Source organism: Gordonia crocea (assembly GCF_009932435.1).
GTDB lineage: Bacteria > Actinomycetota > Actinomycetes > Mycobacteriales > Mycobacteriaceae > Gordonia > Gordonia crocea.
The window spans coordinates 301,331-327,301 of sequence record NZ_BJOU01000001.1; the positions used below are offsets into that span (position 1 = coordinate 301,331).

The following is a 25,971-nucleotide window of genomic DNA, read 5'->3' on the forward strand; positions in this document are numbered from 1 at the left end:
TCCGTGACACCGACCAATGCTGAGGAGAGCATCATGACCGCCACCTGCCCGTTCCACCTGCCGGCCAGCCAAAACACCGTCCACGCCGAAGAACTCAAGGCGACCTATGCGCAGATGCGCGAGTCTTCGCCCACCGACGTCGTCCGGGTCGATTTCCCGTTCGGCGGCGAGGGGTGGATGTCGCTGGGCTATGAGCGGGCCCGCGCCATCCTCGGCGACCCGCGATTCTCGATCGAGAAGATGAGCGAGCTCGACGACTACCCGCGGATCCGGGAGATCGAAAAGGGTGCGCCACCGTCGTTCCTGCAATACGACGGCCGCAAACACACCACCAAGCGGCGCATCCTGATGAAGAACCTGACCGCCAAGCGGGTCCACGCCCTCAAGCCGTTGACGCAGGAGATCATCGACGCCGCCTTCGACGAGTTCGAGGCGGCCGGAAACCCGGCCGAAATCACCCACGCGGTGGGGCGGATGGTGCCGCTGAAGGTGCTCAGCGCACTGATGGGCGCGCCGGTCATCGAAGACCCGGCGTTCCTCGACGCCTCCTACCTCCTCGTCGACTCGCGGGCGATGTCGCCGGAAGAGGCCATGTCGTCGGCCCTCGTGCTCTTCGGCTTCTTCAACGAGATGTACGAGGAGAAGCGGGCCAACCCCGGCGACGATCTGCTCAGCGCGCTGATCCACGACACCGAGGCCGGGGAATGGACCGAGGAGGAGTTGCGCGCCGTCGGATTCACCCTGCTCGCCGCCGGCCACGACGCCACCGCGACGATGCTGAACGGGATCATGGAGTGGCTCTCCTACGAACCGGAGCTGTTCGAGCGGCTGCGCACCGACGAGGAGGTGTTCCCGCGGGCGCTGGAGGAGATGTTCCGCTGCATCACCGTGGGGATCGGCATCCCGCGCGGGCGCATCGCCCTGGAAGACGTCTGGCTCGACGACGTGCTGATCAAGGAAGGGGACGCGATCGGCGGCAACCTGCTTGCCGCGCACGGCGACCCCGAGGTCTACCCGAACCCCGATGAGCTCGACATCGACCGCGAGTCCCCGCGGCCGCACCTGGCCTTCGGCTTCGGGCAGCACGCCTGCGCCGGCGCCAGCCTGGCCCGGATGGAGATCACCGCCGTGCTCAAGACGCTGCTCGCCCGCTACCGCACCTTCACCAATGTGACGCCACGGCAGGACTGGCGGTCCCGGCGCCTCCTCAAGGGCCCCACCGAGCTCACCGTCGCGTGGACGAGGGCCTAGGGGGTCGGCGGATGCGCATCATCACCCACGAGGACAACTGCATCGGCTCGGGCAACTGCGTCTTGTCGGCGCCGGAACTGTTCGACCAGCGCGACGAAGACGGCGTCGTCATCGTCGTGGACGCCGAGCCCGGCGAGGCGTGGCACGGCGCCGCCCGGACCGCCGAGTCGGCCTGCCCGGCGCGCGCGATCGAGGTCCGGGAATGAGCACCGCCTTCGTCATCACCGGCCCCGGCGAACTGTCGACGGTGCCGGCCCCCGATGCCGAGCCGCTCCCCGCCGGGCACGTCCGGATCGCCATCGCCTACTGCGGCATCTGCGGTTCCGACGTCGACGCCTACCGCCAGGGCTATCCGTACCACCCGACGCTCTCCGGCCATGAATGGTCGGGCACCGTGGCAGCCGTCGGCGCCGGGGTCGACGGGCTCGTCGTCGGGGATGCAGTGGCGCGGACCTGCCAACCACCGTGCGGCGCCTGCGAATTGTGCCGGGCCGGCCGCCCGCACAACTGCGTGCGCCGGTCCCTCTCGACGGTGCAGACCGCACCCGCCCACGGCGCCTACACCCGGACCATCGAGGTACCCGCGCGCTCGGTGGTCGCCCTGCCCGCCGGGGTGGGCCTGGCGCAGGGGGCGCTGGTCGAACCGGCCACCGTCGCCCTGCACGGCGTGCGCCGCACCCGGCCCCGGCTCGGCGACACCGCCGTCGTCATCGGGCTCGGCGTCATCGGGCTGTTCGCCACGCAGTTGGCACTGCTCTCCGGCGTCACCCGGGTGATCGCCGTCGAGCCGCTCGCGCAGCGCCGCGAGATCGCGCAGCGATACGGGCCGGCGCCGGACTCGGTCACCGCCTTCGCCCCGGACGATCCGGCGGCCTTGGACACGATCACCGCGGTCACCGGGGGCCGGGGCGCCGACATGGTCTACGAGTGTTCCGGGCAGGGGGCGGCGGCGATGAACCTCGCCTCGGCGGCTTTGCGGCCCGGCGGGCACCTGATGATGATCGGCGCGGTCATCGCCCCCGTCGAGGTCTACCCGGCGCTGTGGTTGGCCAAGGAACTCACCGTCGACACCGCGCTCGCCCATACCCGCGACGAGTTCGACGTCGTCGTGGACCTGATGGACCGCGGGCTGCTCGACACCGCGGCCATGACCGGCGACGTGCGTCCCCTGCGCGACCTGCCCGACGTGCTCGACCAGCTCGTGGCCGGACCCGGGCCGCTCAAAGTGCTCATCGACCCCACCACGGATTGACCAGAGGAGAAACCATGACTGCCACAACCGGATACGGGCTCGACGCCTTCGACCCCTGCGGATTCGACGGGCACTGGGTGATGGTGAACGACGAGTCGACCATCTGGGACGCCGACCGCGGGGAGTACGTGCCCGAAGTCCTCAAGGGCCAGGAGATCGACATCCGCCACGAGGGCGACGTCCAGATCTACCGGATCCGCGTCGACATCACCGACGACCTCGCCATCCACATGGGGTACGAGTGCCGGTTCGGCGATACCGAGTGGGTGCCGTACACGGTGGTGCAGATCGACGGGGACCCCGACCACCCGGCGCTGGCGCCCAACGACACCCTCAAGCAGGGCACCCGGCTGGGTGCGCCGATCGCGTGGATCAAGCAGGTCTACGTCGACCCGCGAACGCAGTACCGGATCACCAAGAACCCGGACGGGACGGCGCAATACGTGATGATGCGGCGGCTCTCGGAGGACGGGACGCGCAACGTCGGCACCGTGTTGACCCCGGATGGCACTGCCAGTATCGACAAGGCGTTCATGCGCGTGCCGCGCTGAGCCCCGACGGCACCGCGACCACCGCCTATGCTGTGGGACATCATGTCTGCCGACGCCGTCGAACCGCTCGCCGAGGGGCAACCGTCCCGCGGCCGGCCCCGCGACGCCGACGTCGACCGCAAGATCATCGAGGCGGCCCGCAGCGTCTACGGCGAACGCGGTTGGGCCGGGTTCAGTTTCGGCGCGGTGTGCAGGGCGGCCGGGGTCAGCAAAGACGCGATGTACCGGCGTTACGCGTCGCGCGAAGACCTCCTCGTCGCGGCGCTGCACGAGGAACCGATCCCGATCAACTTCGACGCCGATGCCGATCTGCGCGACCAGCTCATCGAGATCGCCTCGCTGACGTTGGCGGCCTTCGCGTCGCCGGAGGGGATGATCCCGTTTCGCGCCTTCGTCGACGCCGCCACCAACCCCGAGGTCGGCGAGCTCTACTACCAGCAGGTCGCCGTCGCGCACGTCCGGTACATGTACGACTTGACCAACCGGGCGATCACGGAGGGCCGCTTCTCGGCGATCGACCGGCCCACCGCTTTCATCGACGGACTGCTGGGCGGGTTGATCATGCACGTGCTGGCGACCCCGCCGGACAAACGCAGCAAGATGGTCGCCCACGCCGACGACTTCGTCCGCGACCACGTCGATCTGATCCTGCGGGGCGCGGGTTACGACTTCGACCGCGGGTGAGCGCCGGTATCCTCCACGGGTGAGCGATTACCAGCAGGTACCGCGGCGGCGCATCGTCGTGGCGTCGATGGTGGGCACCACTATCGAGTTCTTCGACTTTTACATCTATGCGACGGCCGCCGTCTTCGTCTTCCCGACGCTCTTCTTCCCGAAGGGCAACGACACGGCGGCCCTGCTCGCCTCCTTCGCGATCTTCGGCGTCGCCTTCGTCGCACGCCCGGTGGGGTCGATGATCTTCGGCCACTTCGGCGACCGGATCGGCCGCAAGGCCACCCTCGTCGGATCGCTGTTGACCATGGGGATCGCGACGTTCATCATCGGCCTGCTGCCGACCTTCAGTGCCGTCGGCTACCTCGCGCCGGTCCTGCTCGCCCTGATGCGCTTCTGCCAGGGCGTCGGCCTCGGCGGCGAATGGTCGGGCGCGGCGCTGCTGGCCACCGAGACGGCGCAGGAGGGCAAGCGCGGCTGGGCGGCGATGTGGCCGCAGCTCGGTGCGCCGCTGGGCTTCCTGATGGCCAACGGGGTCTACCTGGCGCTGATGGTCACCATGGGATTCGACAAGGACTCCTCGCCGACCGACCACCCGTTCTACGTGTGGGGTTGGCGGGTGCCGTTCCTGGCGAGCGCGGTGATCGTGATCGTCGGGCTGTATGTGCGGCTGCGGCTGACTGAGACGCCGGTGTTCACCGCCGCCGTCGAAGCCGGTGAGAAGGTCCGGGCCCCGCTGGCGACGGTGTTCCGCACCTCGTGGCGCCCGTTGATCCTGGGCACCTTCATCATGTTGGCCACCTACACGCTCTTCTATCTGATGACGGCGTGGGTGAGTGCCTACGGCACCAAGAAGTCGGAGACGACGAACCTGGCGATCGAGGCGACCCGGTTCATCGAACTGCAATTGATCGCGGTGCTGTTCTTCGCCGCCTTCGTCCCCATGTCCGGCTGGCTGGCCGACCGGCTCGGGCGCAAGCCGGTGCTGATCGCCATCACCATCGGCATGGTCGTCTTCGGCCTCACCTTCACCAAGGTGATCGGTCCGGGGGTGGCCACCGAGGGCACCATGCTCGGCTTCCTGATCGTCGGCATGACGCTGATGGGGTTGACCTTCGGGCCGATGAGCGCCGTGCTCCCGGAACTGTTCCCCACCAACGTCCGCTACACCGGCTCGGGGATCTCCTACAACGTCGCCTCCATCCTCGGCGCCGCGGTCGCCCCGTTCATCGCAACCGCGCTGGCGGACCGGTACGGCGTCGGCGCGGTGGGCCACTATCTCGCGGTCGCCGCCGGGATCACCCTGATCGCGCTGATCCTCGCGCCGGAGACCCGCGACGTGGAGCTGACCAAGGTCTGACCATGGGTGCGCTGCTGCTCGGCGACGTCGCCGCGACCTCGGGCCGCGTCGGGCAGACGCGGGGGCGCACGGAGAAGACGGCGGCGATCGCCGATCTGCTCCGCCGGGCGGGGGCCGAGGAGATCGCGACGGTCACCGCGTGGCTCTCCGGCGAGTTGCCGCAGGGGCGGATCGGGGTCGGGTGGTCGAGCCTGCGGAATCTCAGCCGACAGCCACCGGCGGTCGCGGCGGGTCTCACCGTCGCCGCGGTGGACGAGGTCTTCACCCGGATCGCCGCCGTTCACGGCCCGGGTTCGGCCGGGATCCGGGCCGGATTGGTCACCGAGCTGTTCGCCGCGGCCACCGCCGACGAACAACACTTCCTGCGCGGACTCCTCTCCGGCGAGATCCGGCAGGGCGCGCTGGCCGGAGTGGTCACCGACGCGGTGGCTGCGGCCACGGCCATCCCCACCCCGGTGGTGCGCCGGGCGGTGATGCTGTCCGGGTCGTTGCCGGCGACGGCCCGGCTGGCGGTCACCGATGGTGCCGACGCGTTGGACGCCCTGGGCATCGTCGTGGGCCGACCGCTGATGCCGATGCTGGCGACACCGGCCGCGTCGGTGGCGCAGGCGTGGGAGGAGTTGGGGCCGACCGTCGTCCTCGACGCGAAGTACGACGGCGCGCGAATCCAGGTGCACCGCAACGGGTCCGAGATCTCGGTATTCACCAGATCGCTGCGCGACATCACTGGCGCGGTCCCCGAGGTGGTCCGGTTGGTCGGCGAACTCCCTTGTCGCAGCGTCATTCTCGACGGTGAGACGATGGCGGTCACCGACGATGGGCGGCCGCGCCCATTCCAGGAGACGATGAGCGGATTCGGCGACGGCGGTACCGCGTTGCAGCCCTACTTCTTCGACTGCCTCCATCTCGACGGTGCCGATCTGATCGACGAGCCCCTCGTCGAGCGTCTGTCTGCCTTGGACGCGGTCGCCGGGGGGTTGCGAATTCCAAGTAGTGCGGTGACCAGTGCCGCCGGGGTCGCGGAGCTGTTCGACGCCGCGGTCGCGGCCGGGCACGAGGGGGTGATGGTCAAGGCGCCCGACGGGCGGTACGCGGCGGGCCGCCGGGGACGGACATGGCAGAAGATCAAGCCCGTCCACACCGTCGACCTCGTCGTGCTGGCGGCGGAATGGGGATCGGGTCGTCGTCGGGGCCGGTTGTCCAACATCCACCTCGGTGCGCGCGACCCGGACGGGGGTCCGCCGATCATGGTCGGCAAGACGTTCAAGGGCATGACCGACGAATTATTGGCGTGGCAGACGGCCGTGTTCGGCGAGCATGAGACCGGGCGCGACGAGCACACGGTGTACCTGCGCCCGCATTTCGTCGTCGAGATCGCCATCGACGGGGTCCAGCGCAGCACGCGCTATCCCGGCGGGGTCGCGCTGCGCTTCGCGCGGGTGGTCCGCTACCGGCCCGACAAGGCCCCGGACGATGCGACCAGCGTCGTCGAACTGCGCGACTTGGACCGTGACGGGCCCACTCGGCGAGATCGAGGGCCCACTCGGCGGGATTGAGGGCCCAGTCGGCGGTTAGAACTGGACCTGCGGAGGCGCCTGCTGGCCCTCGGGGGCCTGGTAGAAGTCGCGGGCCTTGACCCCGGCGATCCCGGAGAAGAACATCCACGGGATGGTCTGCACCAGCTGGTTGAGGCGCGACACCGCGTCGTTGTAGAACTGCCGGGCGAAGCTCAGCTTGTTCTCGGTGTCGCTCAGCTCGGTCTGCAGCTGGATGAAGTTGGCCGACGCCTTCAGGTCGGGGTAGTTCTCGGCGACCGCGAACAGTCGGCCGAGGGCGCCGGTGAGGGCCTGGTCGGCGGCGGCCTTCTGCTCGACGGTGCCGTTCTGCGCCGCCTGGGCGACGGCGCCGCGCGCCCGGGCGACCTCCTCGAAGACCCCGCTCTCGTGGGCGGCGTACCCCTTGACGGTGTTGACCAGGTTCGGGATCAGGTCGGCGCGCCGGGTCAGTTGGACGTCGATGCCGCCCAGGGCCTCCTGTGCGGCGATATCGGCCTTGCGCAGCTTGTTGAAGCCGGTGATGCCGAACAGGAGCAAAGCGACGATGACCACCACGACGATGATCAGGATGAGAAGGCCAGCGGTCACGGTCGTGCCCTTTCGTTGGTTCTGCTTAGAGGTTACTGGGATGTCGCGGTTCGGGTAGGGGGATAGCGGCTACCAGGAGCCGCCACCGCCACCGCCGCCACCGCCGCCGGAGAAGCCGCCGCCGGAGAAGCCGCCACCGCTGCTGCTCGACGACTGGCTCGCGGTGTAGGCCGAGATCGACGACGAGAGGCTCGACTCGAAGCTGCTGACCCCGCCCGGGCCCGACAACAGCATGGCCGGCACCGGGTTGCCGGTCGGGGTGACGATCCAGCTCGGCGTCGGCGGTTCGGTGCCCATCGCCATCCGGTACTTGTTGGCCCACGCGGCCGCGGCGCCGAAGGCCACCGCGTACGGGATGAAGGAGGTGTACAGGTCTTTGCGGGCGCTGAAGTCCAGCCGCTCCTTGTTCGACGAGGTCGACAGCAACCGCTCGAACCCGCCCGCACGCGACCAGAGGTCGCGACCCAGCAGGGTTCGGCGGGTACCGACCCCGCTCACGAACAGGCCGGCACCGCCGATGACGAAGGCGGCCAGCGGCAGCACCGCCAGCGAGAACGGCAACACCTTGAAGATGAACAGCACCGCGGCGGCGATGGCCACCAGTCCGACCAGGGTGCGCCCGGCAGTTTCGAACCCGCTGCGCGCGATGGCACCGGACTGCACGCCCCAGATCTTGGTCGTGGAGTCCAGGGTCGACTGCGTGGACTGGAGGACCTTCCCGGCGCTGACCGATCCGTCGGCGCTGAACGTGGCCCCGGTGCGGGTCAATCCCAGCGACCGGCCCACCGCCAGGGTGACCGGATCGGCTTGCGCCCAGCGTTGTTCGTCGGCGTCGGAGACGACGGTGAAGTCGCCGTTGTCCTCGCGGACCAGGTGCACCAGCCGCTGTTCGGCCATGAACAGCAGTGTCGAGGTCAGCGCCTTCGTCGGAATGGTCTCCCGGGTGACGTAGTACGACTGGACCGGGGACAGGGCGGTGTTGGTGAGCGGGTCGGCCGGCGGTTCGAACATGACCGGCAGCAGCGGGATCTCCTCGCGGCTGCGCCAGGTCCAGAAGGCCCCGATGGCGAAGGTGATCAGCGAGAGCACCAGGAGCAACGCGACGACCGGCCATGACCGGCCGAGCATCGGGTCGAGTCGGATCGACCACGGGACGGTGGTGCGCTTCGGTGGCGCCAGATCGAGGTCGGCGAGCAGGGCGACCCCGTTGTTGGAGCCGAGTCGGCCGGTGGTGATGACGACTGATCGATCCCCGTCGACCCGCACCTCGCACGGATCGTTGTTGCTCGTCGCGCAGGCGGAACTGGTCACCTTGGCCGGCAGGTTGACGGTGACCTTCGACGCCTCGACCGGCATGGACAGGCCGTCGGGAACGACGCGCCACCGCAGGCGCGACTTGTGCTGATCGCCCCAACTCGACGTCGCCTGGCCGTCGCCCGGTCGGGAGTTGGCCGGTTCGAGGGCGCCGTCGACGGTGTACGTGATCCGGTAGACGTGGGTCCCCGAGTCGATAAACGCGTTGGGTGCGCCGATCTTGGCGACGCGGAAGCGCTTGCCGCGCTCCCAGAGCAGGGTGAACTGTTCCGGCTGCCCGTCGCGGGTCACGGCGATGTTCTCCGGGGTGTAGCGCACGTGGGGGTTGGAGGAGTCGGCCAGATCCCAGAAGCGGAAGATGCCGTGGCGGCCGAAGGGGAATTCGGTGGTCAGGGTTTCGGTGGCGTGGAGGCGGCCGGTGTCGTCGACGGTGTAGTCCGCCTCATAGGACGAGACCCGGACGGGATCGGGAGACCCGTTGCCCGACGACGACGAGAGGCCCCACTGGACGGGCAAGGCCAGGCCGATCACCGTCAGCAGGGCGGCGATCGAGGAGAGGAAGACGCGGCGCACGTATCGCAGCGTAACGCCAAACGGCCGCCGCGTCCGTTGAGAACGCGACGGCCGTCGGGAGAGGCTAAGCCCCCCGTGTGTTTACTTCTTGCCGCCCAGGAGCCCGCCGAGGATGCTGCCGAGCGCGCCGCCGGCGCCGCCGGCGCCGCCGGACTGCTGCTGCGCGCCGCCGCCGAGCATGCCACCGAGGATGCTGCCCAGCCCGCCGCCGGCGTTGCCGCCGAGTGCGCCGCCGAGGATCTGGCCCAGTGCGCCACCGGCGCCGCCGGCCTGCTGCTGTGCGCCGCCCTTGCCGCCGAGGAGCTTCTGCGTCACGAAGGCGATGACCAGCGGGGCCAGCATCGGCATGACCTTCTTGATGAGGTCGGAGCTGACTCCCTCGGGAGCCTGGCCGGCGGCCGCATGCGCGACGTCGTCGGTCTTGTCGCCGAAGAGCCCCTTGATCACGGCGTCGCCGTCGCCGGCATCGGCAGCCTGGGCGACGTCGTCGCCGGAGTCGTCCGACTCGGCCTTGGCCTGCAGTCCGGCCAGGAGGGTGGGTACGGCCTGGGCGACCGCGGCACCGGCGGTTGCTTCGTCGACCCCGAGCTGCGAGGCGATATCGCCGACGGGAATGGTCTTCAACAGGTCATCAAGATCGGACACGGAGTCTCCTTAGTTGAGGCTTTCGAGAACGGTTGGAAGCACTCGGTCGCCGGTGGTGTCATGCTACCGAACGGATGAATCGCGCCGCATCGCTAACGGCCTGACTGGATTCGGGTGTGAGCATCGGGAACATCTGAAAAACATGGCCCTGATCGGGCCACTGCTGCAGGTGCGAACGGGCACCGGCGGCGACCAACGACGCATGCAGGAAGCGGGCGTCGTCGGCCATCACCTCGCGGGCGCCCACCTGGATGAGCGTCGCGGGCAAGTCATCGGCGGGGTGCAGCGACACCGTCATCCGGGGGTGGTTCGCCGGTGCGCCGGCGGTGTACATGTCGAGGATCCGGCGGGCCGAGCGGGCGGCGATGATCGGGTCCTTCTCCCCGCGGGCCTCACGGGCCAGGGCGAGGCCGAAGGTCGGGTCCATCAGCGGGGAGAACAGGACCATCGCCCGTGGCTGCGGCCGACCCGCGGCCTGATTGGCGGCCAGCAGATCCATCGCCAGGTGTCCGCCGGCCGAGTCGCCGGCCACGACGATGTTCTCCGCCCGGTACCCCTGGTCGAGCAGCCACCGGTAGCCGCGCACGGTGTCGTCGCCCGCGGCGGGGAACCGGTGTTCCGGAGCCAGGCGGTAGTCCAGGGAGAACGCGACGCAGTCGGTGCGACGGGAGAGCCGGGAGACCAAACCGCGGTGCGTGCGCGGACTGCAAATCACATAGCCCGAGCCGTGCAGGTAGTAGATGACAGTGGTGTCGGCGACCCGGCGCTGCCCGACGCGGGGACCCCACACCCACTCGCCGCGGACCTGCCCGTCGTCGCCGCGGGTGCGGACGGGCTCGGTCCGGGTACCCGGCGGGACCGGGCTGAAGAGGTTGAGGGTTTGGTTCACCACCGGGCGCATCGCGCTGATGATCTGGGGTGAGCCGAGGTTGGTGATGCGGAACGCCGGGTTGACCACCCGGGCCAATGAGCCGTTGATCGCCCGGGCCCGCAGCGAGCCGCGGGCCGGTGCCGAACCGGCGGTATTCACGTTCACAAACATCGACTGTAGTCGCTGCCTAGCAAACGCTTGGGCAAGTTGCGGCGGCGATTCGGCCGCATCGGCCGGGCGATCAACCACCGAGGGGTGTCCCGGACGCGTAAACTGGCTGAAACACACAGGTCATGACCGGGTAACACCGGGTGTGGGGAATTCGATTTCCCGTCCTGGGCGTTGTCATGGGAGAATGTCTCCACACATCTGAATCGTCAGCAACGACGCTGACCCACCGTCGCGCAGCCCGCGACGGATTCACCCACAGTCCGAATGTTTGGGGTGCCCAGCGTCGCGCACCGTTTGAGTGCAAGGGGCGATCATGCAGCATGCTCCGGGACCCATCGGTCTCTACGATCCAGCCAATGAGCACGACGCGTGCGGCGTCGCGTTCGTCGTCGACATGCACGGCCGACGCAGCCGAGACATCGTCGAGAAGGCCATCACCGCACTGGTCAACCTGGAACACCGCGGCGCCGCCGGCGCCGAGCCGAACACCGGTGACGGCGCCGGGATCATGATTCAGATCCCGGATGCCTTCTTCCGCGCGGTCGTCGACTTCGACCTGCCCGCCGAAGGCGCCTACGCCACCGGCATCGCCTTCCTCCCCCAGGGCAGCGGCGATGCCCAGACCGCCGTCGAAGGCGTCGACAAGATCGTCGAGGCGGAGGGCCTGACCGTCCTCGGCTGGCGCGACGTCCCCGTCGACGACGCGTCGATCGGCGCCCTGGCCCGCGACGCGATGCCCACCTTCCGCCAGATCTTCGTGGGCGGCGCGGCCGGCGACGAGCTCGAGCGCCGGGTCTACGTGGTGCGCAAGCGCGTCGAGCACGAACTCGGCAACAAGGGAGCCGGCCAGGGCGCGGAGGCGTCGGGCACCGTGTACTTCCCGAGCCTGTCCGGGCGGACCTTCGTCTACAAGGGCATGCTGACCACCCCGCAGCTGCGCGGCTTCTACCTGGACCTGCAGGACGACCGCGTGGTCAGCGCGCTGGGCCTGGTCCACTCGCGCTTCTCCACCAACACCTTCCCCAGCTGGCCGCTGGCCCACCCGTACCGCCGGGTCGCCCACAACGGCGAGATCAACACCGTCAACGGCAACGAGAACTGGATGCGGGCCCGTGAGGCCCTGATGGACGTCTCGGCGTTCGAGGGTGGTGATCGAATCTTCCCGATCTGTACCCCGGGTGCCTCGGACACCGCCCGTTTCGACGAGGCGCTGGAACTGCTCCACCTCGGCGGCCGCAAGCTCCCGCACGCGGTGCTGATGATGATTCCCGAGGCGTGGGAGCGCCACGAGTCGATGAAACCCGAGCACCGTGCGTTCTACGAGTACCACTCGGCGCTGATGGAGGCCTGGGACGGACCGGCCTCGGTCTGCTTCACCGACGGCACCGTGATCGGCGCGGTCCTCGACCGCAACGGTCTTCGCCCGTCGCGCATCTGGGTCACCAAGGACGGCTTGGTCGTGCTCGGCTCGGAGGTCGGCGTCCTCGACATCGACCACGCCGACGTCGTGCAGAAGCTGCGGCTGCAGCCGGGCAAGATGTTCCTGGTCGACACCGCACAGGGCCGCATCGTCGACGACGTCGAGATCAAGGACGAACTCGCCGCCGAGCACCCGTACGCGCAGTGGCTCGAGGAGAACCAGATCAGCCTCGGCGATCTGCCGTCCCCCGAGCACATCCACATGTCCCACAAGCGCGTCGCGCACCGCCAGCAGCTGTTCGGCTACACCAACGAGGACCTCAACCTGCTGGTGAAGCCGATGGCGGCGACCGGGGCCGAGGCGATCGGATCGATGGGCACCGACACCCCGGTGGCCGTCCTCTCGGCCCGCTCGCGGCTGCTGTTCGACTACTTCCAGCAGCTCTTCGCACAGGTCACCAACCCGCCGCTGGACGCCATCCGCGAGGAAGTGGTCACCAGCATCGGGCAGCGCATCGGCGGCCAGGGCGATCTGCTGCACCCGACGCCGGAGTCGGCCCGCCAGATCGTGCTGCCCAGCCCGATCCTCGACAACGACGACCTGCGCCGCCTGATCGCGATCAACGGCGACACCGGCTTCTCCTCGGTGCACCTGCACGGGCTGTACCGGGTCGCCGACGGCGGGCAAGGCCTGCGGCGCGCGCTCGACGAGGTCTGCGCCAAGGTGTCGGCCGCCGTCGACGAGGGCGCCCGCCTGATCATCCTGTCCGACCGGGAGTCCGACGAGGAGTTCGCGCCCATCCCGTCGCTGCTGTTGACCTCGGCGGTCCACCACCACATGGTCCGCGAGAAGACCCGCAGCCGGGCCAGCATCATCATCGAATCCGGTGATGCCCGCGAGGTCCACCACATGGCGACGCTGATCGGGTTCGGCGCCTCGGCGGTCAACCCGTACATGGCCTTCGAGTCGATCGAGGACATGCTGGATCGGGGCATCATCACCGGTGCCACCGGTGACCACGGGTCGGATTTCGCCACCGCCCGGGCCAACTACATCAAGGCCGCGGGCAAGGGCGTGCTCAAGGTGATGAGCAAGATGGGCATCTCCACCGTCCCGTCCTACAACGGTGCACAGCTGTTCCAGGTCATCGGCCTGAGCCAGGCGGTCTGCGACGAGTTCTTCACCGGCTGCAACAGCCAGCTCGACGGCATCGGCCTCGACGAGATCGCCGACGAGGTGGCCGCGCGCCACCACCTGGCCTTCCTCGACCGCCCGTCGGAGTGGGCGCACCGCGAACTCGAGGTCGGCGGTGAGTACCAGTGGCGCCGCGAGGGCGAGTACCACCTGTTCAACCCGGACACGGTGTTCAAGCTGCAGCACTCCACGCGCACCGGCCAGTACTCGGTGTTCAAGGAGTACACGTCGCTCGTCGACGACCAGTCGCGGCGACTGGGCACCCTGCGCGGCCTATTCGACTTCAACTTCGGCGACCGGGACCCGATCCCGATCGACAAGGTCGAACCGGCGAGCGAGATCGTCAAACGGTTCTCCACCGGCGCGATGAGCTACGGCTCGATCTCGGCGGAGGCGCACGAGACCCTCGCCATCGCGATGAACCGCCTCGGCGGTCGGTCGAACTCGGGTGAGGGGGGCGAGGATCCGCGCCGCTTCAGCCGCGACGAGAACGGCGACTGGCGCCGGTCGGCGATCAAGCAGGTCGCCTCCGGCCGGTTCGGGGTGACCAGCCACTACCTGACCAACTGCACCGACATCCAGATCAAGATGGCGCAGGGCGCCAAGCCCGGCGAGGGCGGCCAGCTGCCGCCGCACAAGGTGTACCCGTGGGTCGCCGAGGTCCGCGGTTCGACGCCTGGCGTCGGCCTCATCTCGCCGCCGCCGCACCACGACATCTACTCGATCGAGGACCTGGCGCAGCTGATCCACGACCTGAAGAACGCCAACCCGGAGGCGCGGATCCACGTCAAGCTGGTCTCCGAGCTCGGGGTCGGCACGGTCGCGGCCGGCGTCTCCAAGGCCCACGCCGACGTCGTGCTCATCTCCGGGCACGACGGCGGTACCGGCGCCAGCCCGCTGACCTCGCTCAAGCACGCCGGCGCCCCGTGGGAGATCGGCCTGGCCGAGACCCAGCAGACGCTGCTGCTCAACGGCTTGCGCGACCGGATCGTCGTGCAGGTCGACGGCCAGCTGAAGACCGGCCGCGACGTCGTCATCGCCGCCCTGCTCGGCGGCGAGGAGTTCGGCTTCGCGACCGCCCCGCTGGTGGTGTCGGGCTGCATCATGATGCGCGTCTGCCACCTCGACACCTGCCCGGTGGGGGTCGCGACGCAGAACCCGCTGCTGCGCGAGCGCTTCACCGGCAAACCCGAGTTCGTCGAGAACTTCATGCTCTACATCGCCGAGGAGGTGCGCGAGCTGTTGGCCCGCCTCGGCTTCCGCACGCTGCAGGAAGCGGTCGGCCAGGTCGAGGCACTCGACACCAGCAGGGCGCTGGCGCACTGGCGCGACTCGAAGGCCGGCAAGCTCGACCTGAGCCCGATCCTCACCGAGCCCGATTCACCGTTCATGAACCAGGACCGGTACTGCTCGGGCCGCCAGGACCACGCCCTGGACAAGGCGCTGGACCAGGAGCTCATCGCCCAGTGCCGCGAGGCCATCGACACCGGTACGCCGATCCAGGTGACCATCCCGGTCAGCAACGTCAACCGCACCGTCGGCACGATGCTCGGCCACGAGGTCACCAAGGTCTACGGTGCCCACGGGCTCCCGGACAACACCATCGAGATCGCGTTCACCGGGTCGGCGGGCAACAGCTTCGGCGCCTTCGTGCCCCGGGGTATCACGATGCGCCTGCAGGGCGATGCCAACGACTTCGTCGGCAAGGGCCTCTCGGGCGGGCGGATCGTGGTGCGGCCGACGACGACGATGCCGTCGGACTTCGTCGCCGAGGAGAACATCATCGCCGGCAACGTCATCGGGTTCGGTGGCACCGCCGGGTCGATCTACCTGCGCGGCATCGTCGGCGAACGCTTCTGCGTCCGCAACTCCGGCGTCACCGCGGTGGTCGAGGGCGTGGGCGACCACGCCTGCGAGTACATGACCGGCGGCCGGGTGATCGTGCTCGGCGCGACCGGGCGCAACGTCGCGGCCGGGATGTCGGGCGGTATCGCCTACTTCTACGACCCCGACAACCGTCTCATCGACAACCTCAACCCGGAGTTGGTGGACATCGAGCAGTTCGGCGCCGACGACGTCGCCTTCCTGCGGACGACGATCGCGGACTACCGCGACGAGACCGATTCACCGGTCGCCGAGGCGATCCTGGCGGACTTCGACGCGCAGCTCGCGCACTTCCGCAAGATCATGCCCCGGGACTACAAGCGGGTTCTACTCGCCATCGAGGCCGCCGAGCGCGACGGCCGCGATGTCAACGACGCGATCATGGAGGCGGCGAATGGCTGACACGCGCGGATTCCTCAAGCACACCGAACGGGAACTGCCCGAGCGGCGTCCGGTCGAACTGCGGTTGCTGGACTGGAAAGAGGTCTACACCGACTTCGACAAGGACACCCTGCGCACGCAGGCCAGCCGCTGCATGGACTGCGGTGTTCCGTTCTGCCACAACGGCTGTCCGCTGGGCAACCTGATCCCGGAGTGGAACGACCTGGTCTACCGGGACCGCTGGGCCGACGGCATCGACCGCCTGCACGCCACCAACAACTTCCCGGAGTTCACCGGGCGGTTGTGCCCGGCGCCGTGTGAGGCGTCGTGCGTGCTCGGCATCAACCAGCCGGCCGTGACGATCAAGCAGGTGGAGGTCGAGCTCGTCGAGAACGCCTTCGCCACCACCGGCGTGGAACCGGTCCGGCCGACCGTGCGCACCGGCAAGTCGGTCGCGGTCGTCGGTTCCGGGCCGGCCGGTCTGGCCGCCGCCCAGCAGCTCACCCGGGCCGGTCACGCGGTCACCGTCTTCGAGCGGGCCGACCGCATCGGCGGCCTGCTGCGCTACGGCATCCCCGAGTTCAAGATGGAGAAGCACTACATCGACCGGCGCCTCGAGCAGATGACCGCCGAGGGCACCGTGTTCCGGGCCGGCGTCAACGTCGGCGTCGACATCACCGTCGAGCAGTTGCGCTCCGATTTCGACGCGGTGGTGCTGTCGGTCGGGTCGACCATCGGGCGCGACCTGCCGATCCCGGGCCGCGAACTCGACGGCATCCACCAGGCGATGGAGTTCCTGCCGCAGGCCAACCGCGTGCAGCACGGCGACACGGTGGCGAACCAGATCACCGCCAAGGGTAAGAAGGTCGTCATCATCGGCGGCGGAGATACCGGTGCGGACTGCCTGGGCACGTCGTTGCGCCAGGGCGCCGAGATCGTCCACCAGTTCGAGATCATGCCGCGCCCGCCGGGCGAGCGCGCCGCGTCGACGCCGTGGCCGACCTACCCGCTGATGTACCGGGTCTCCTCGGCCCACGAGGAGGGCGGGGAGCGCGTTTTCAGCGTGAACACCGAGGAGTTCACCGGCGCCGACGGCAAGGTCACCGGGCTGCGCGCCCACGAGGTCACCATGGTCGACGGCCGATTCGAGAAGGTCGCGGGCAGCGACTTCGAGCTCGAGGTCGACCTGGTCCTGCTGGCGATGGGCTTCGTCGGCCCGGAGCGCGGCGACCTGCTCGACAAGCTCGGCGTGGAGTACGACGCGCGCGGCAACATCAAGCGCGGCGACGACTTCGCCTCGACGGTCCCCGGCGTCTTCGTCGCCGGCGACGCCGGTCGAGGCCAGTCGCTGATCGTGTGGGCAATCGCCGAGGGCCGCTCAGCGGCCGCGGCGGCCGACCGCTTCCTGATGGGGGAGACCGACCTGCCGGCGCCGATCGTGCCGACCCAGGTCGCCCAGCGCTGACGGTTGCCTCTTCCCCGTCGCGGCGGGGGTTGCGGGGGTGGCTACGGCGTCGGAGCCACCACCGTCGCGGCGTACTGGGCGAACTCGACCCGGTCGCCGTCGACGAGTTGGCGGCCCCGTCGGCGCTCGACCTCGTCGTTCACCCGCACCATCCCGTCGGCGATCACGGCCTTGGCATCGGCACCCGAATCGATGAGGTTGGCCAGCTTGAGAAACTGCCCGAGCTTGATCGATTCGGTGTCGATGGGTACCTCGTTCATGGGGAACAGTCTAGTTCGGCCGTCGGGCGCACCGGCGTGAGCACCGGACGGGTCTACCGTGGACGAGTGCCACAGACTGCCTTCCCGCGGGTGCGATCGCGAACCTATCTGACCGATGCGCCGCACACCGCGTCGGTGATCGTCGGTGTCCTCGCGGCGCTGTCCTTGCTGTCGTCGCTGTCGCCGCGGATCCGCCACCTGATCCACGGGCCGCGCACCTTCATCGACGACTACGTCATCACCATGCCGGACACGAGCTTCGCGTGGGCCTTCGTGCTGACGCTGGTGGCGATCGCCCTGGGCCACCGCAAGCGGGTGGCCTGGTGGATCTCGGTCATCTACCTGCTGATCTACGCCGCGTCGAACATCGCCGTCCTCGCCGAGGCGGAACCGCCGTGGCTCGACGGCCACGGGCCCGGCAACCGGGTCCACGCGGGAATCGGGTTGGCCATCGACATAGCCGCGCTGGCGTTCCTGGTCGCCACGCGCAAGCAGTTCTACACCCGGGTGCGCCGCGGCGCGGCATTCACCGCGCTGGCCACGCTGGTCGCCGGACTGGCCGTGGGCACCCTGCTCGGCTGGGGCTTGGTCGAGCTCTTCCCGGGGACCCTGGAACGCGGCGAGCGGCTCGCCTACGCGGTCAACCGCGTCGTCGCCTTCGCCGCCGTCGACCAGCAGAGCTTCGCCGGGCACCAGAGCATCGGACCGGTCAACGGGCTACTCGGCCTGTTCGGCGCGCTCGCCCTGTTGGCGGCCACCCTGGTGCTGTTCCGGTCGCAACGCCTCAGCGGGTTGATCACCCCACCCGACGAGGAGCTCATCCGCGCCCTCATCACCACCTTCAACGCCGATGATTCGCTGGCCTACTTTTCGACCCGGCGGGACAAGGCGGCGGTCTTCGCACCCGACGGCCGGGCCGCGGTCACCTTCCGCGTCGAGGTATCGGTCGGCATGGCCGGCGGCGACCCGATCGGCGACCCGGCGTCGTGGCCGGCCGCCATCGAGGTCTTCCTCGCCGAGTGTGAGCGCTACGGCTGGCACCCCGCGGCCATCGGTGTCAGCGAGCGGGGCGCGGCCGCCTATGAACAGGCCGGGTTGAGCCTGCTCGGCATCGGCGACGAGGCGATCCTGCACCCGCGCGGATTCACCCTCGGCGGCCACGAGATGCGCAACGTCCGCCACGCCGTCGGGCGGGCCCGGCGCGTGGGCCTGAGCGTCCGGATCCGGCGTCACCGCGACATCCCCGACGCCGAGATGGTCGACGTCGTCGCGCTGGCCGACGCGTGGCGCGACACCGAGGAGGAGCGCGGCTTCGCCATGGCGCTGGGCCGGTTGGGCGACGCCCAAGACGGCGATTGCCTTCTGGTGGAAGCGATTTCGGGAGCCGGTACCGACGACGAGCGGTGTGTCGGAATGCTGTCCTTCGTCCCGTGGGGGCGGACCGGGGCCTCGCTGGACGTTATGCGCCGGGACCGCTCGTCGGTCAACGGGATCGTCGAGTTGATGGTCGCGGAGTTGATGGCCCAGGCCGACGAATTCGGCATCACCGAGGTGTCGTTGAACTTCGCCGCGTTCCGCGAGTTCTTCGAGCAGGGCGAGCGGTTGGGCGTCGGGCCGGTGGTCCGCGCCATGCACGGCGTGCTCACCTTCGCGTCGCGGTTCGTCCAGATGGAATCGCTGTACCGCTCCAACGCCAAGTACCGGCCGCAGTGGGTGCCGCGGTACCTGGCGTTCGAGGACGCCCGGGTCATCCCGCGGGTCGGGACCGCCGCGATCGTCACCGAGGGATTCGTCTCCCTGCCCAAGTTCTCCCGCCGGCCCAAGGCCCATCGGGGCCCGTCGGCGATCCCGGCGGGCGTGGACCTGCCCGCGCTCCTGGCCGAGCTCGACGAGGAGGCCCGGGCCGGTGCCCCGGCCATCCGCCGACCCGAACAGGTGCGGGTGCGGATGGGCAAGCTCGACGCCCTGGCCGCCGCCGGCGTGGCGGCCTATCCGGCGGCCGGTCCCGACGAGCGGCCGACGCACACCGTCGCCGAGACCGCCGCCGCGCCGGCGGGCACCGCGGTCGCCGTTGCCGGTCGGGTGACGGCGCTGCGGGACTTCGGCGGAGTGGTCTTCGCCGAGTTGCACGACTGGTCCGGTCAGACCCAGCTGGTCGTCGAACGCGATGCGCTCGACGAGGGCACCCCTGAGTTCGCCCGCCTCGTCGATCTCGGTGATCTCGTCCTGGTGCGGGGGATCACCGGCACCTCGCGGTCCGGGCAGCGCTCGGTGTTGGCGTCGACGTGGCGGATGTTGGGCAAGTGCCTGCACCCGTTGCCCGACAAGTGGGCCGGACTGGCCGATCCGGAGGCCAAGGTCCGCCAGCGCTACCTCGACCTCGCCATCGACCCGCAGGCGCGGGAGTTGTTGGCCGCCCGGTCGACCATCATCGCCACGTTGCGCGGCTTCCTCGCCGAGCGGGGATTCCTCGAGGTCGACACCCCGATCCTGCAACAGGTGCACGGCGGGGCCAATGCGACGCCGTTCGCCACCCACATCAACGCCTACGACCTCGACCTCTACCTGCGCATCGCTCCCGAGCTGTACCTCAAACGGCTCTGCGTCGGCGGGGTGGACAAGGTCTTCGAGATCGGCCGCAACTTCCGCAACGAGGGGGTCGACTACAGCCACAACCCGGAGTTCACCAGCCTGGAGGCCTACGCGGCGCACCGCGACTACCTCGACATGGCCGTGTTGGCCCGCGAGATGATCCAGGCGGCGGCCACCGCGGTGCACGGTGCCCCGGTGGTGTTGCGGCCCGACGGCGACGGGGGCTACGACCGCGTCGACATCGGCGGCGACTGGCCGCGGTACTCGGTGTACGAAACGGTGTCGCAGGTCGCCGGGGTGCCCATCACCCCGCAGACCGGGGTCGACGAGCTGCGGGAGTTGGCCCGCGCCCACGGCGTGGCCCTGCGCCCGATGTGGGACGCCGGGCAGATCGTCGCCGAACTGTACGAGCATTTCGGCGAGGCGCGCACCACCGCGCCCACCTTCTACCTGGACTTCCCCGCCTCGACGTCGCCGCTGACCCGACCGCACCGCGAGGCCGACGGGGTCGCCGAGCGGTGGGACCTGGTGGCCTGGGGCGTCGAGCTGGGGACCGCCTACACCGAGCTCACCGATCCGGTGCAGCAGCGGCGCCGGCTCACCGAGCAGTCGGTGCTGGCCGCCGGTGGCGACCCCGAGGCGATGGAGCTCGACGAGGACTTCCTGCAGGCGCTGGAGTATGCGATGCCGCCGACCGGGGGCCTCGGGCTCGGCGTCGACCGGATCGTCATGCTCATCACCGGGCGGTCCATCCGCGAGTCGCTGCCGTTCCCGCTGACCAAGCCGCACCAATCGTGACCCCGCTGCGGCGCTGGTCGGGTGGGCACTTGGTTAGGATTCACCCATGAGTTCTCCCAACGGCACCGTGCAACCCGTACCCACCGCAGACCTGGTCGACGAAATCGGTCCCGACGTGCGCAGCTGCGACACACAGTTCCGCCGGTTCGGCCAGCGGGAGAGCTTTGCCGGCCCGATCACCACCGTCCGCTGCTTCCAGGACAACGCCCTACTCAAGGAGGTCCTGGGCGAGGACAACCCCGGTGGGGTGCTGGTGATCGACGGGGATGCCTCGATCCACACCGCACTGGTCGGCGACCTCATCGCCGAGCGCGCGCGCACCCACGGTTGGGTCGGACTGGTCGTCAACGGCGCGATCCGCGACGCCGCCACCATCGACGGCATGGAGATCGGTGTGAAGGCGCTGGGCACCAACCCGCGCAAGTCCACCAAGACCGGTGCCGGCGAGCGCGACGTCCCGGTCGAATTCGGCGGCATCACCTTCACCCCCGGCGACATCCTGCACTCCGACGCCGACGGCATCGTCGTCATCGGAACCCAATCCTGAATCTCGTCACCCGCAACCCCCTTCGCCCCGAACCCCTTCGCTAGGAGCCAGACATGCCGGCACCCTCATCCGCGGTCTTCGACCGGTGGAACAAGCTGATCGCCATCGACCCCGCCGCCAAGCGCAAGTCGCGCCCCATCCTCGAGGCCTTCAGCGGCAAGACGATTGCGGAGATCCCGGTCGGGACTGCGAAGGATCTGCAGGCTGCCGTCGCCGCAGCCCGCGTCGCCCAGGAAGGGTGGGCCGCCCGGTCGGTCAAGGAGCGTGCGCAGGTGCTGTTCGCTTTCGCGCGCCTCGTGCACCGCGACTCGGACGCCCTCATGGACATCGTGCAGGCGGAGTCGGGCAAGGCGCGGCAGTACGCCCAGGAGGAAGTCCTCGACGTGGCGCTGACTGCCCGCCACTACGCGAGTACCGGGCCCGGCGTCCTGGCCGAGCACAAGGTCAAGGGCATGATCCCCGGGGCGACCAGCGTCCGGGTGCGGTATCAACCCAAGGGCGTCGTCGGCGTCATCTCGCCGTGGAACTACCCGCTGACGCTGGCCGTCTCCGACGCGATCGCCGCCCTGCTGGCCGGCAACGCCGTCGTCATCAAGCCGGACAGCCAGACCCCGTACTGTGCCCTGGCGGCCGCTGAACTGCTCTACGAGGCGGGGCTGCCGCGCGAACTGTTCGCCGTGGTGCCCGGGCCGGGCAGCGTTGTCGGACAGGAGATCGTCGCGCAGACCGACTACGTCATGTTCACCGGATCGTCGACGACCGGCTCCGCACTCGCCGCCCAGGCCGGTAAGCGCCTCATCGGCTTCTCCGCCGAACTGGGCGGTAAGAACCCGCTCATCGTCACCGCCGGGGCCAACCTGGACCAGGCCGTTCCCGGCGCCGCGCGCGCCTGCTACTCCAACTCCGGGCAGCTGTGCATCTCGATCGAGCGGATCTACGTGGAGAAGCCGATCGCCGAGGAGTTCACCAAGCGCTTCGCCGCCTTCGTCGCGGAGATGAAGCTGGGCGCGGCCTACGACTTCTCGGTCGACATGGGCTCGCTGGCCTCGGCGGCGCAGGTGGACACCGTGCAGGCCCATCTCGACGACGCGGTGGCCCACGGTGCGACGGTGCTCGCCGGCGGTCGGCGCCGCGAGGATCTGGGGCCGTTCTTCTTCGAACCGACCGTCCTGGCCAACGTCACCGACGCCGCCACCTGCTACCGGCAGGAGACCTTCGGCCCGCTGGTGGCGATCTACCCGGTGGATTCGGTCGACGAGGCAATCAAGCTCGCCAACGACACCGAGTACGGCCTCAATGCCAGCGTCTTCGCGGGCAGCAGTGCGCAGGCCAACGCGATCGCCGATCAGTTGCGCGCCGGCACCGTCAACATCAACGAGGGCTATGCCGCCGCCTGGGGCTCCACCGCCGCCCCGATGGGTGGCATGGGCATCTCCGGGGTGGGCCGCCGCCACGGCGACGAGGGTCTGCTGAAGTACACCGAGCCGCAGACGGTCGCCGAGCAGCGGGTGATCGGGATCGACGGCATCCGCGGCGTTCCGCAGAACGTCTTCCTCAAACTGACGCCCAAGGCCATGGCGGCCATGAAGTTCCTCCCCGGGCGCTAGACCGGGCACGAACGGAGACGACGATGACGACGATGCTGATCCGCGATACCGCCCGCCGCGGGGCGGTCGCCCTGGCCGCCACCGCCGCGGTGGGTGCGACCGCGCTGGCCGGGTCCGGGCAGGCCGATGCACTGCCCCTTCCCGGGGCCCCGGCGCCCCATCCGGCGGCCGCCGTGCACCTGGCCGACTGGTACGGCACCGCCTGGGCGGTGACACTGACGACGCCGGACAACGGCGGATTCGTGCTCACCCACGACAAGGGCCGCTCGCCGGTGGTGCTCGAGCAGCGCAGTGTGAAGTACCGCAAGAAGGTGGGCACGCCGTGGAAGCGCCTGGCCATCGCCCGCCCGGGCTCCGGGCCGGTGTGGGGTCAGTGGACCCGCCTGCAGGGCTTCGACGGCAAGCAGTTCCGGTTGTGCCGCCTGGCCCCCACGGGCAAGGACTGCACGTCCTACAGCAACATCATCGTCCCGTAGGGGCGCTAGTCGCTGACTCGCGTTAGGACGAGACGCCCAGGCGCGCGAGGATGTCGGCGTCGATCGCCGTGAGCTCGTTGCCGATGGCCCGGTGGGCGTTCTTGCGCGCCGCGGGGGCCATGGACTCGGCGGCGTCGACCGCCACCGCCAGGTTGTCGAGGCGGGCGTTCATGGCCGCGGCGAAAGCCGCCGCGTCGGCGCTGGAATCGGTGAGCGTGAGGGCGCGCAGCGATTCCCGGGTCGTCGCGGTACGGGCCGCCAGCGGCGCCCCCTTGCCGGAGAACTGCCGCAGCGTCTCGGGGGCCACCCCGGCGCGCGACGCCTGGTAGTCGGCGAGCTTCTCACGGGCGACCACCCCGCCGCGGTAGACCACCGGGCCGAGGACCGGCGCCAGCACCCGGGCCACCGACAGTGCGCGGCGGGCGTTCTTCGGGGTGAGGCGCTTCTTGGCCGCAGCAGCCTCGATCTCGGCGGTGCGGACCTTGGCCTCGGCGATCGAGGCCTTGGACGCGTGCTTGGCCTTACGGCCCTCGGTGCGCAGTTCGCGCTTGTGGGCCCGCTCGTCCTTGCGGTCGGTGCGGCGTTGGGCGCGTTTGCCGTCCTTCTCGACGCGCTTGCGTTCGGCGCGGCGCTCCTTGGCGTCGTACCGGGCTTCGAACTTGGCCCGCTGCTTGGTGGCCCGCTTGGCGGCCTTCTTCTCGGCGCGCCGCTCCGCGCGGCTGCTCCGCTGCTCGCTGTTGGAGAACAATCCCATGCGGCCACACTATGACATCTCGGTTCTGTTCGATACGTGTCGCCCGGCCTCCGGCGTCAGACCCATCGGTTACGTTGGGAACCGACTCGCGCGCTTCCCTGCGCGGAGGCGCAAGGTGGTGAGAGTGAGCACGGTGACCCGGAATCAGGCGGCGGTACTGCTGACCGCTCGTGATCTCTCCGGATGTGGGCACCGGTTGGCTCTGGACAACTCGCCGCAGGCCTTGGGACACCGAGATCAGGCAGCGGACTCGCCCGAGGTGGCCCGGCGCAAAGAGGCGGCGGCACTGCACCGGGCGCGCGTGCACGACCTGCTGCGCTCGATCCACAGCGACGAGGCGTCCGCCACGTTCGTGACGGTCGAGTCGGGGCCGCGCGAGGATCGCGTCGCCGCGACCCTGGCGGCCGCGCGGGCGGGTGCGCGGTGGATCTGGAATGCCGCCCTGCCCGACGATCCGCTCGACCGCCGCCGCGGTCACAGCGAACTGCTGGTGCATGACGGTATCGGCTACCTCCCGGTCATCGTCGTGAACCACCGGGTGACCCGGCCGGCGTCGGCGGGCAACGGGAACGGCGACGGGCCGCGCGCCATCACCACCAGTCCCCTGTGGGCGTGGCTGCCGATGCCCGATACGACGCGGACGATGCGGCCCAACCGCCGCGACCAGCAGCGTCTCCAACACCTGACCGAGATGCTGGTGGCCGCCGGACTCTCCGGGGAGCGCAGCACGGGGCAATGGCGGGCCGGTGTCATCGGGATGGACGCCGACTGCATCGCCGTGATCGACCTGGGTGCCCAGCGCGAGGATTTCGCCCACCTCACCTATGAGCGTCTCGCGATTGTGGACCAGCTTGTGGCCACCGCGCCCAGTCGCATCGGGGAGTGCGCCGACTGTCCGTGGTGGAAACAGTGCGAGGCCGAACTCATGGTCCGCGACGATGTCAGCCTCGTCGTGAACGGGTCGGTGACCACCGCGCTGCGCGAGCACGGGATCACTACCATCGGCGCGCTTGCCGCCCTGTCCCCGGCGCAGGAACCCGAGGAATGGCACAGCGGGTCGTTCCCCGACGCGATTGCTGCGGCACGCTGCTATCAAACCGGTAGTCCCATGGTGCGACGCTCAACGACCGCCCCCATCGCGCGGGCCGACGTCGAGGTGGATGTCGACATGGAGAGCTTCGGCGAGGATGGCGCGTACCTGTGGGGCACGCTGCTCACCGACCGGACCGACCCGGACCGGCCGGTCCGATACCGGCCGTTCGTGACCTGGCGGCCGCTGCCGACGACGGCCGAGGCCGAGTCCTTCGCGGCGTTCTGGGCGTGGTTGCAGGAGGAGATGGCGCACGCGCACGCCCGGGGCAAGACCTTTGCCGCCTACTGCTACTCCGAGCAGGCCGAAAACCGGTGGCTGCGCGGGTCGGCCGATCGCTTCGCCGGGATGCCGGGGATCCCGACCCGGGCCGAGGTCGATGCGTTCATCGCCTCGCCGCAGTGGGTTGACGTATATGCCGCGGTGTCGTCGAACTTCTACTGTCCCAAGGGCAAAGGGCTCAAGCGGGTCGCACCGGTCGCCGGCTTCCATTGGCGCGACGACGAGGCGGGCGGCGCGGCGTCGATGGACTGGTACGCGTTGGCCGTCGGGATGGACGGTTCGGCGCCCGACGAGAGTCAGCGCACGCGGTTGTTGCAATACAACGAGGACGACGTCCGCGCGACGAAGGTCCTGCGGGAGTGGATGGACAGCGATGCCGTCACCGCCCTGCCGACGATGCGCGAGCTGCTGGCCTGA

The 25,971-nt window shown here is 69.6% G+C and carries 20 protein-coding genes; 14 read left to right on the top strand and 6 right to left on the bottom strand.

The window, feature by feature from the left end; translation table 11 throughout:
• The first annotated feature begins 33 nt into the window (after positions 1-33).
• From nbrcactino_RS01400 to nbrcactino_RS01430, 7 genes are all read left to right on the top strand, one after another.
• Positions 34-1,251, top strand: a complete 1,218-nt coding sequence (locus nbrcactino_RS01400) for a cytochrome P450 (protein WP_161925740.1) — start codon at positions 34-36, stop codon at positions 1,249-1,251.
• Between the two features lie 11 nt (positions 1,252-1,262).
• The gene (locus nbrcactino_RS01405) at positions 1,263-1,457 is read left to right on the top strand and encodes a ferredoxin (protein ID WP_161925741.1); all 195 of its coding nucleotides are present in this window, start codon (positions 1,263-1,265) and stop codon (positions 1,455-1,457) included.
• Positions 1,454-2,503 (top strand): zinc-dependent alcohol dehydrogenase, encoded by a 1,050-nt coding sequence (locus nbrcactino_RS01410; protein ID WP_161925742.1) that lies wholly within the window; start codon positions 1,454-1,456, stop codon positions 2,501-2,503. The genes nbrcactino_RS01405 and nbrcactino_RS01410 overlap by 4 nt, the downstream gene beginning before the upstream one ends.
• A 14-nt stretch (positions 2,504-2,517) precedes the next feature.
• Entirely contained in the window at positions 2,518-3,054 is a 537-nt protein-coding gene (locus nbrcactino_RS01415; RefSeq protein WP_161925743.1) for a hypothetical protein, read from the top strand.
• Positions 3,055-3,096: 42 nt separating this feature from the next.
• Entirely contained in the window at positions 3,097-3,738 is a 642-nt protein-coding gene (locus tag nbrcactino_RS01420; protein ID WP_161925744.1) for a TetR/AcrR family transcriptional regulator, read from the top strand.
• Between the two features lie 67 nt (positions 3,739-3,805).
• A complete protein-coding gene (locus tag nbrcactino_RS01425; protein WP_161927524.1) occupies positions 3,806-5,086 on the top strand; it encodes an MFS transporter in 1,281 nt (426 codons plus the stop codon).
• Positions 5,087-5,097: 11 nt separating this feature from the next.
• Positions 5,098-6,642, top strand: a complete 1,545-nt coding sequence (locus nbrcactino_RS01430; protein ID WP_443093404.1) for an ATP-dependent DNA ligase — start codon at positions 5,098-5,100, stop codon at positions 6,640-6,642.
• 15 nt (positions 6,643-6,657) lie between these two features.
• Here nbrcactino_RS01430 and nbrcactino_RS01435 read toward each other — a convergent pair whose 3' ends face one another.
• From nbrcactino_RS01435 to nbrcactino_RS01450, 4 genes are all read right to left on the bottom strand, one after another.
• The gene (locus tag nbrcactino_RS01435) at positions 6,658-7,230 is read right to left on the bottom strand and encodes a LemA family protein (protein ID WP_161925746.1); all 573 of its coding nucleotides are present in this window, start codon (positions 7,228-7,230) and stop codon (positions 6,658-6,660) included.
• Between the two features lie 69 nt (positions 7,231-7,299).
• Positions 7,300-9,117 (bottom strand): DUF2207 domain-containing protein, encoded by a 1,818-nt coding sequence (locus nbrcactino_RS01440; RefSeq protein WP_161925747.1) that lies wholly within the window; start codon positions 9,115-9,117, stop codon positions 7,300-7,302.
• 81 nt (positions 9,118-9,198) lie between these two features.
• Positions 9,199-9,762 carry a DUF937 domain-containing protein gene (locus nbrcactino_RS01445; protein ID WP_161925748.1) on the bottom strand — a complete coding sequence of 188 codons (564 nt, stop codon included), beginning with the start codon at positions 9,760-9,762 and terminating at the stop codon, positions 9,199-9,201.
• 58 nt (positions 9,763-9,820) lie between these two features.
• Positions 9,821-10,798, bottom strand: coding sequence for an alpha/beta hydrolase (locus tag nbrcactino_RS01450; RefSeq protein WP_161925749.1), 978 nt, complete (start codon positions 10,796-10,798; stop codon positions 9,821-9,823).
• A 319-nt stretch (positions 10,799-11,117) separates the two neighbouring features.
• Between nbrcactino_RS01450 and gltB the strand changes: the two genes are divergently transcribed.
• Both gltB and nbrcactino_RS01460 read left to right on the top strand, forming a co-directional pair.
• The gene (gene gltB, locus nbrcactino_RS01455) at positions 11,118-15,704 is read left to right on the top strand and encodes a glutamate synthase large subunit (RefSeq protein WP_161925750.1); all 4,587 of its coding nucleotides are present in this window, start codon (positions 11,118-11,120) and stop codon (positions 15,702-15,704) included.
• Positions 15,697-17,148, top strand: coding sequence for a glutamate synthase subunit beta (locus tag nbrcactino_RS01460; RefSeq protein WP_161925751.1), 1,452 nt, complete (start codon positions 15,697-15,699; stop codon positions 17,146-17,148). The genes gltB and nbrcactino_RS01460 overlap by 8 nt, the downstream gene beginning before the upstream one ends.
• Positions 17,149-17,189: 41 nt before the next feature.
• Here nbrcactino_RS01460 and nbrcactino_RS01465 read toward each other — a convergent pair whose 3' ends face one another.
• Positions 17,190-17,408, bottom strand: coding sequence for an RNA-binding S4 domain-containing protein (locus nbrcactino_RS01465; protein ID WP_161925752.1), 219 nt, complete (start codon positions 17,406-17,408; stop codon positions 17,190-17,192).
• A gap of 66 nt (positions 17,409-17,474) precedes the next feature.
• Here nbrcactino_RS01465 and lysX point away from each other — a divergent pair, with 66 nt between their 5' ends.
• The 4 genes from lysX to nbrcactino_RS01485 are packed head-to-tail and all read left to right on the top strand — an operon-like array spanning position 17,475 to position 23,428.
• Positions 17,475-20,798: a bifunctional lysylphosphatidylglycerol synthetase/lysine--tRNA ligase LysX gene (gene lysX / locus nbrcactino_RS01470; protein ID WP_228460611.1), complete on the top strand. Its 3,324-nt coding sequence runs from the start codon at positions 17,475-17,477 to the stop codon at positions 20,796-20,798.
• 46 nt (positions 20,799-20,844) lie between these two features.
• Positions 20,845-21,345, top strand: a complete 501-nt coding sequence (rraA, locus tag nbrcactino_RS01475) for a ribonuclease E activity regulator RraA (RefSeq protein ID WP_161925753.1) — start codon at positions 20,845-20,847, stop codon at positions 21,343-21,345.
• Between the two features lie 53 nt (positions 21,346-21,398).
• Positions 21,399-22,952 carry a succinic semialdehyde dehydrogenase gene (locus tag nbrcactino_RS01480; RefSeq protein WP_161925754.1) on the top strand — a complete coding sequence of 518 codons (1,554 nt, stop codon included), beginning with the start codon at positions 21,399-21,401 and terminating at the stop codon, positions 22,950-22,952.
• Positions 22,953-22,975: 23 nt separating this feature from the next.
• Positions 22,976-23,428 (top strand): hypothetical protein, encoded by a 453-nt coding sequence (locus nbrcactino_RS01485; RefSeq protein ID WP_161925755.1) that lies wholly within the window; start codon positions 22,976-22,978, stop codon positions 23,426-23,428.
• 22 nt (positions 23,429-23,450) lie between these two features.
• Here the strand turns inward: nbrcactino_RS01485 and nbrcactino_RS01490 are convergent, their stop codons facing one another.
• Positions 23,451-24,182 (bottom strand): DUF6474 family protein, encoded by a 732-nt coding sequence (locus tag nbrcactino_RS01490; RefSeq protein WP_161925756.1) that lies wholly within the window; start codon positions 24,180-24,182, stop codon positions 23,451-23,453.
• Positions 24,183-24,300: 118 nt separating this feature from the next.
• Here nbrcactino_RS01490 and nbrcactino_RS01495 point away from each other — a divergent pair, with 118 nt between their 5' ends.
• Positions 24,301-25,971: a TM0106 family RecB-like putative nuclease gene (locus tag nbrcactino_RS01495; RefSeq protein ID WP_228460612.1), complete on the top strand. Its 1,671-nt coding sequence runs from the start codon at positions 24,301-24,303 to the stop codon at positions 25,969-25,971.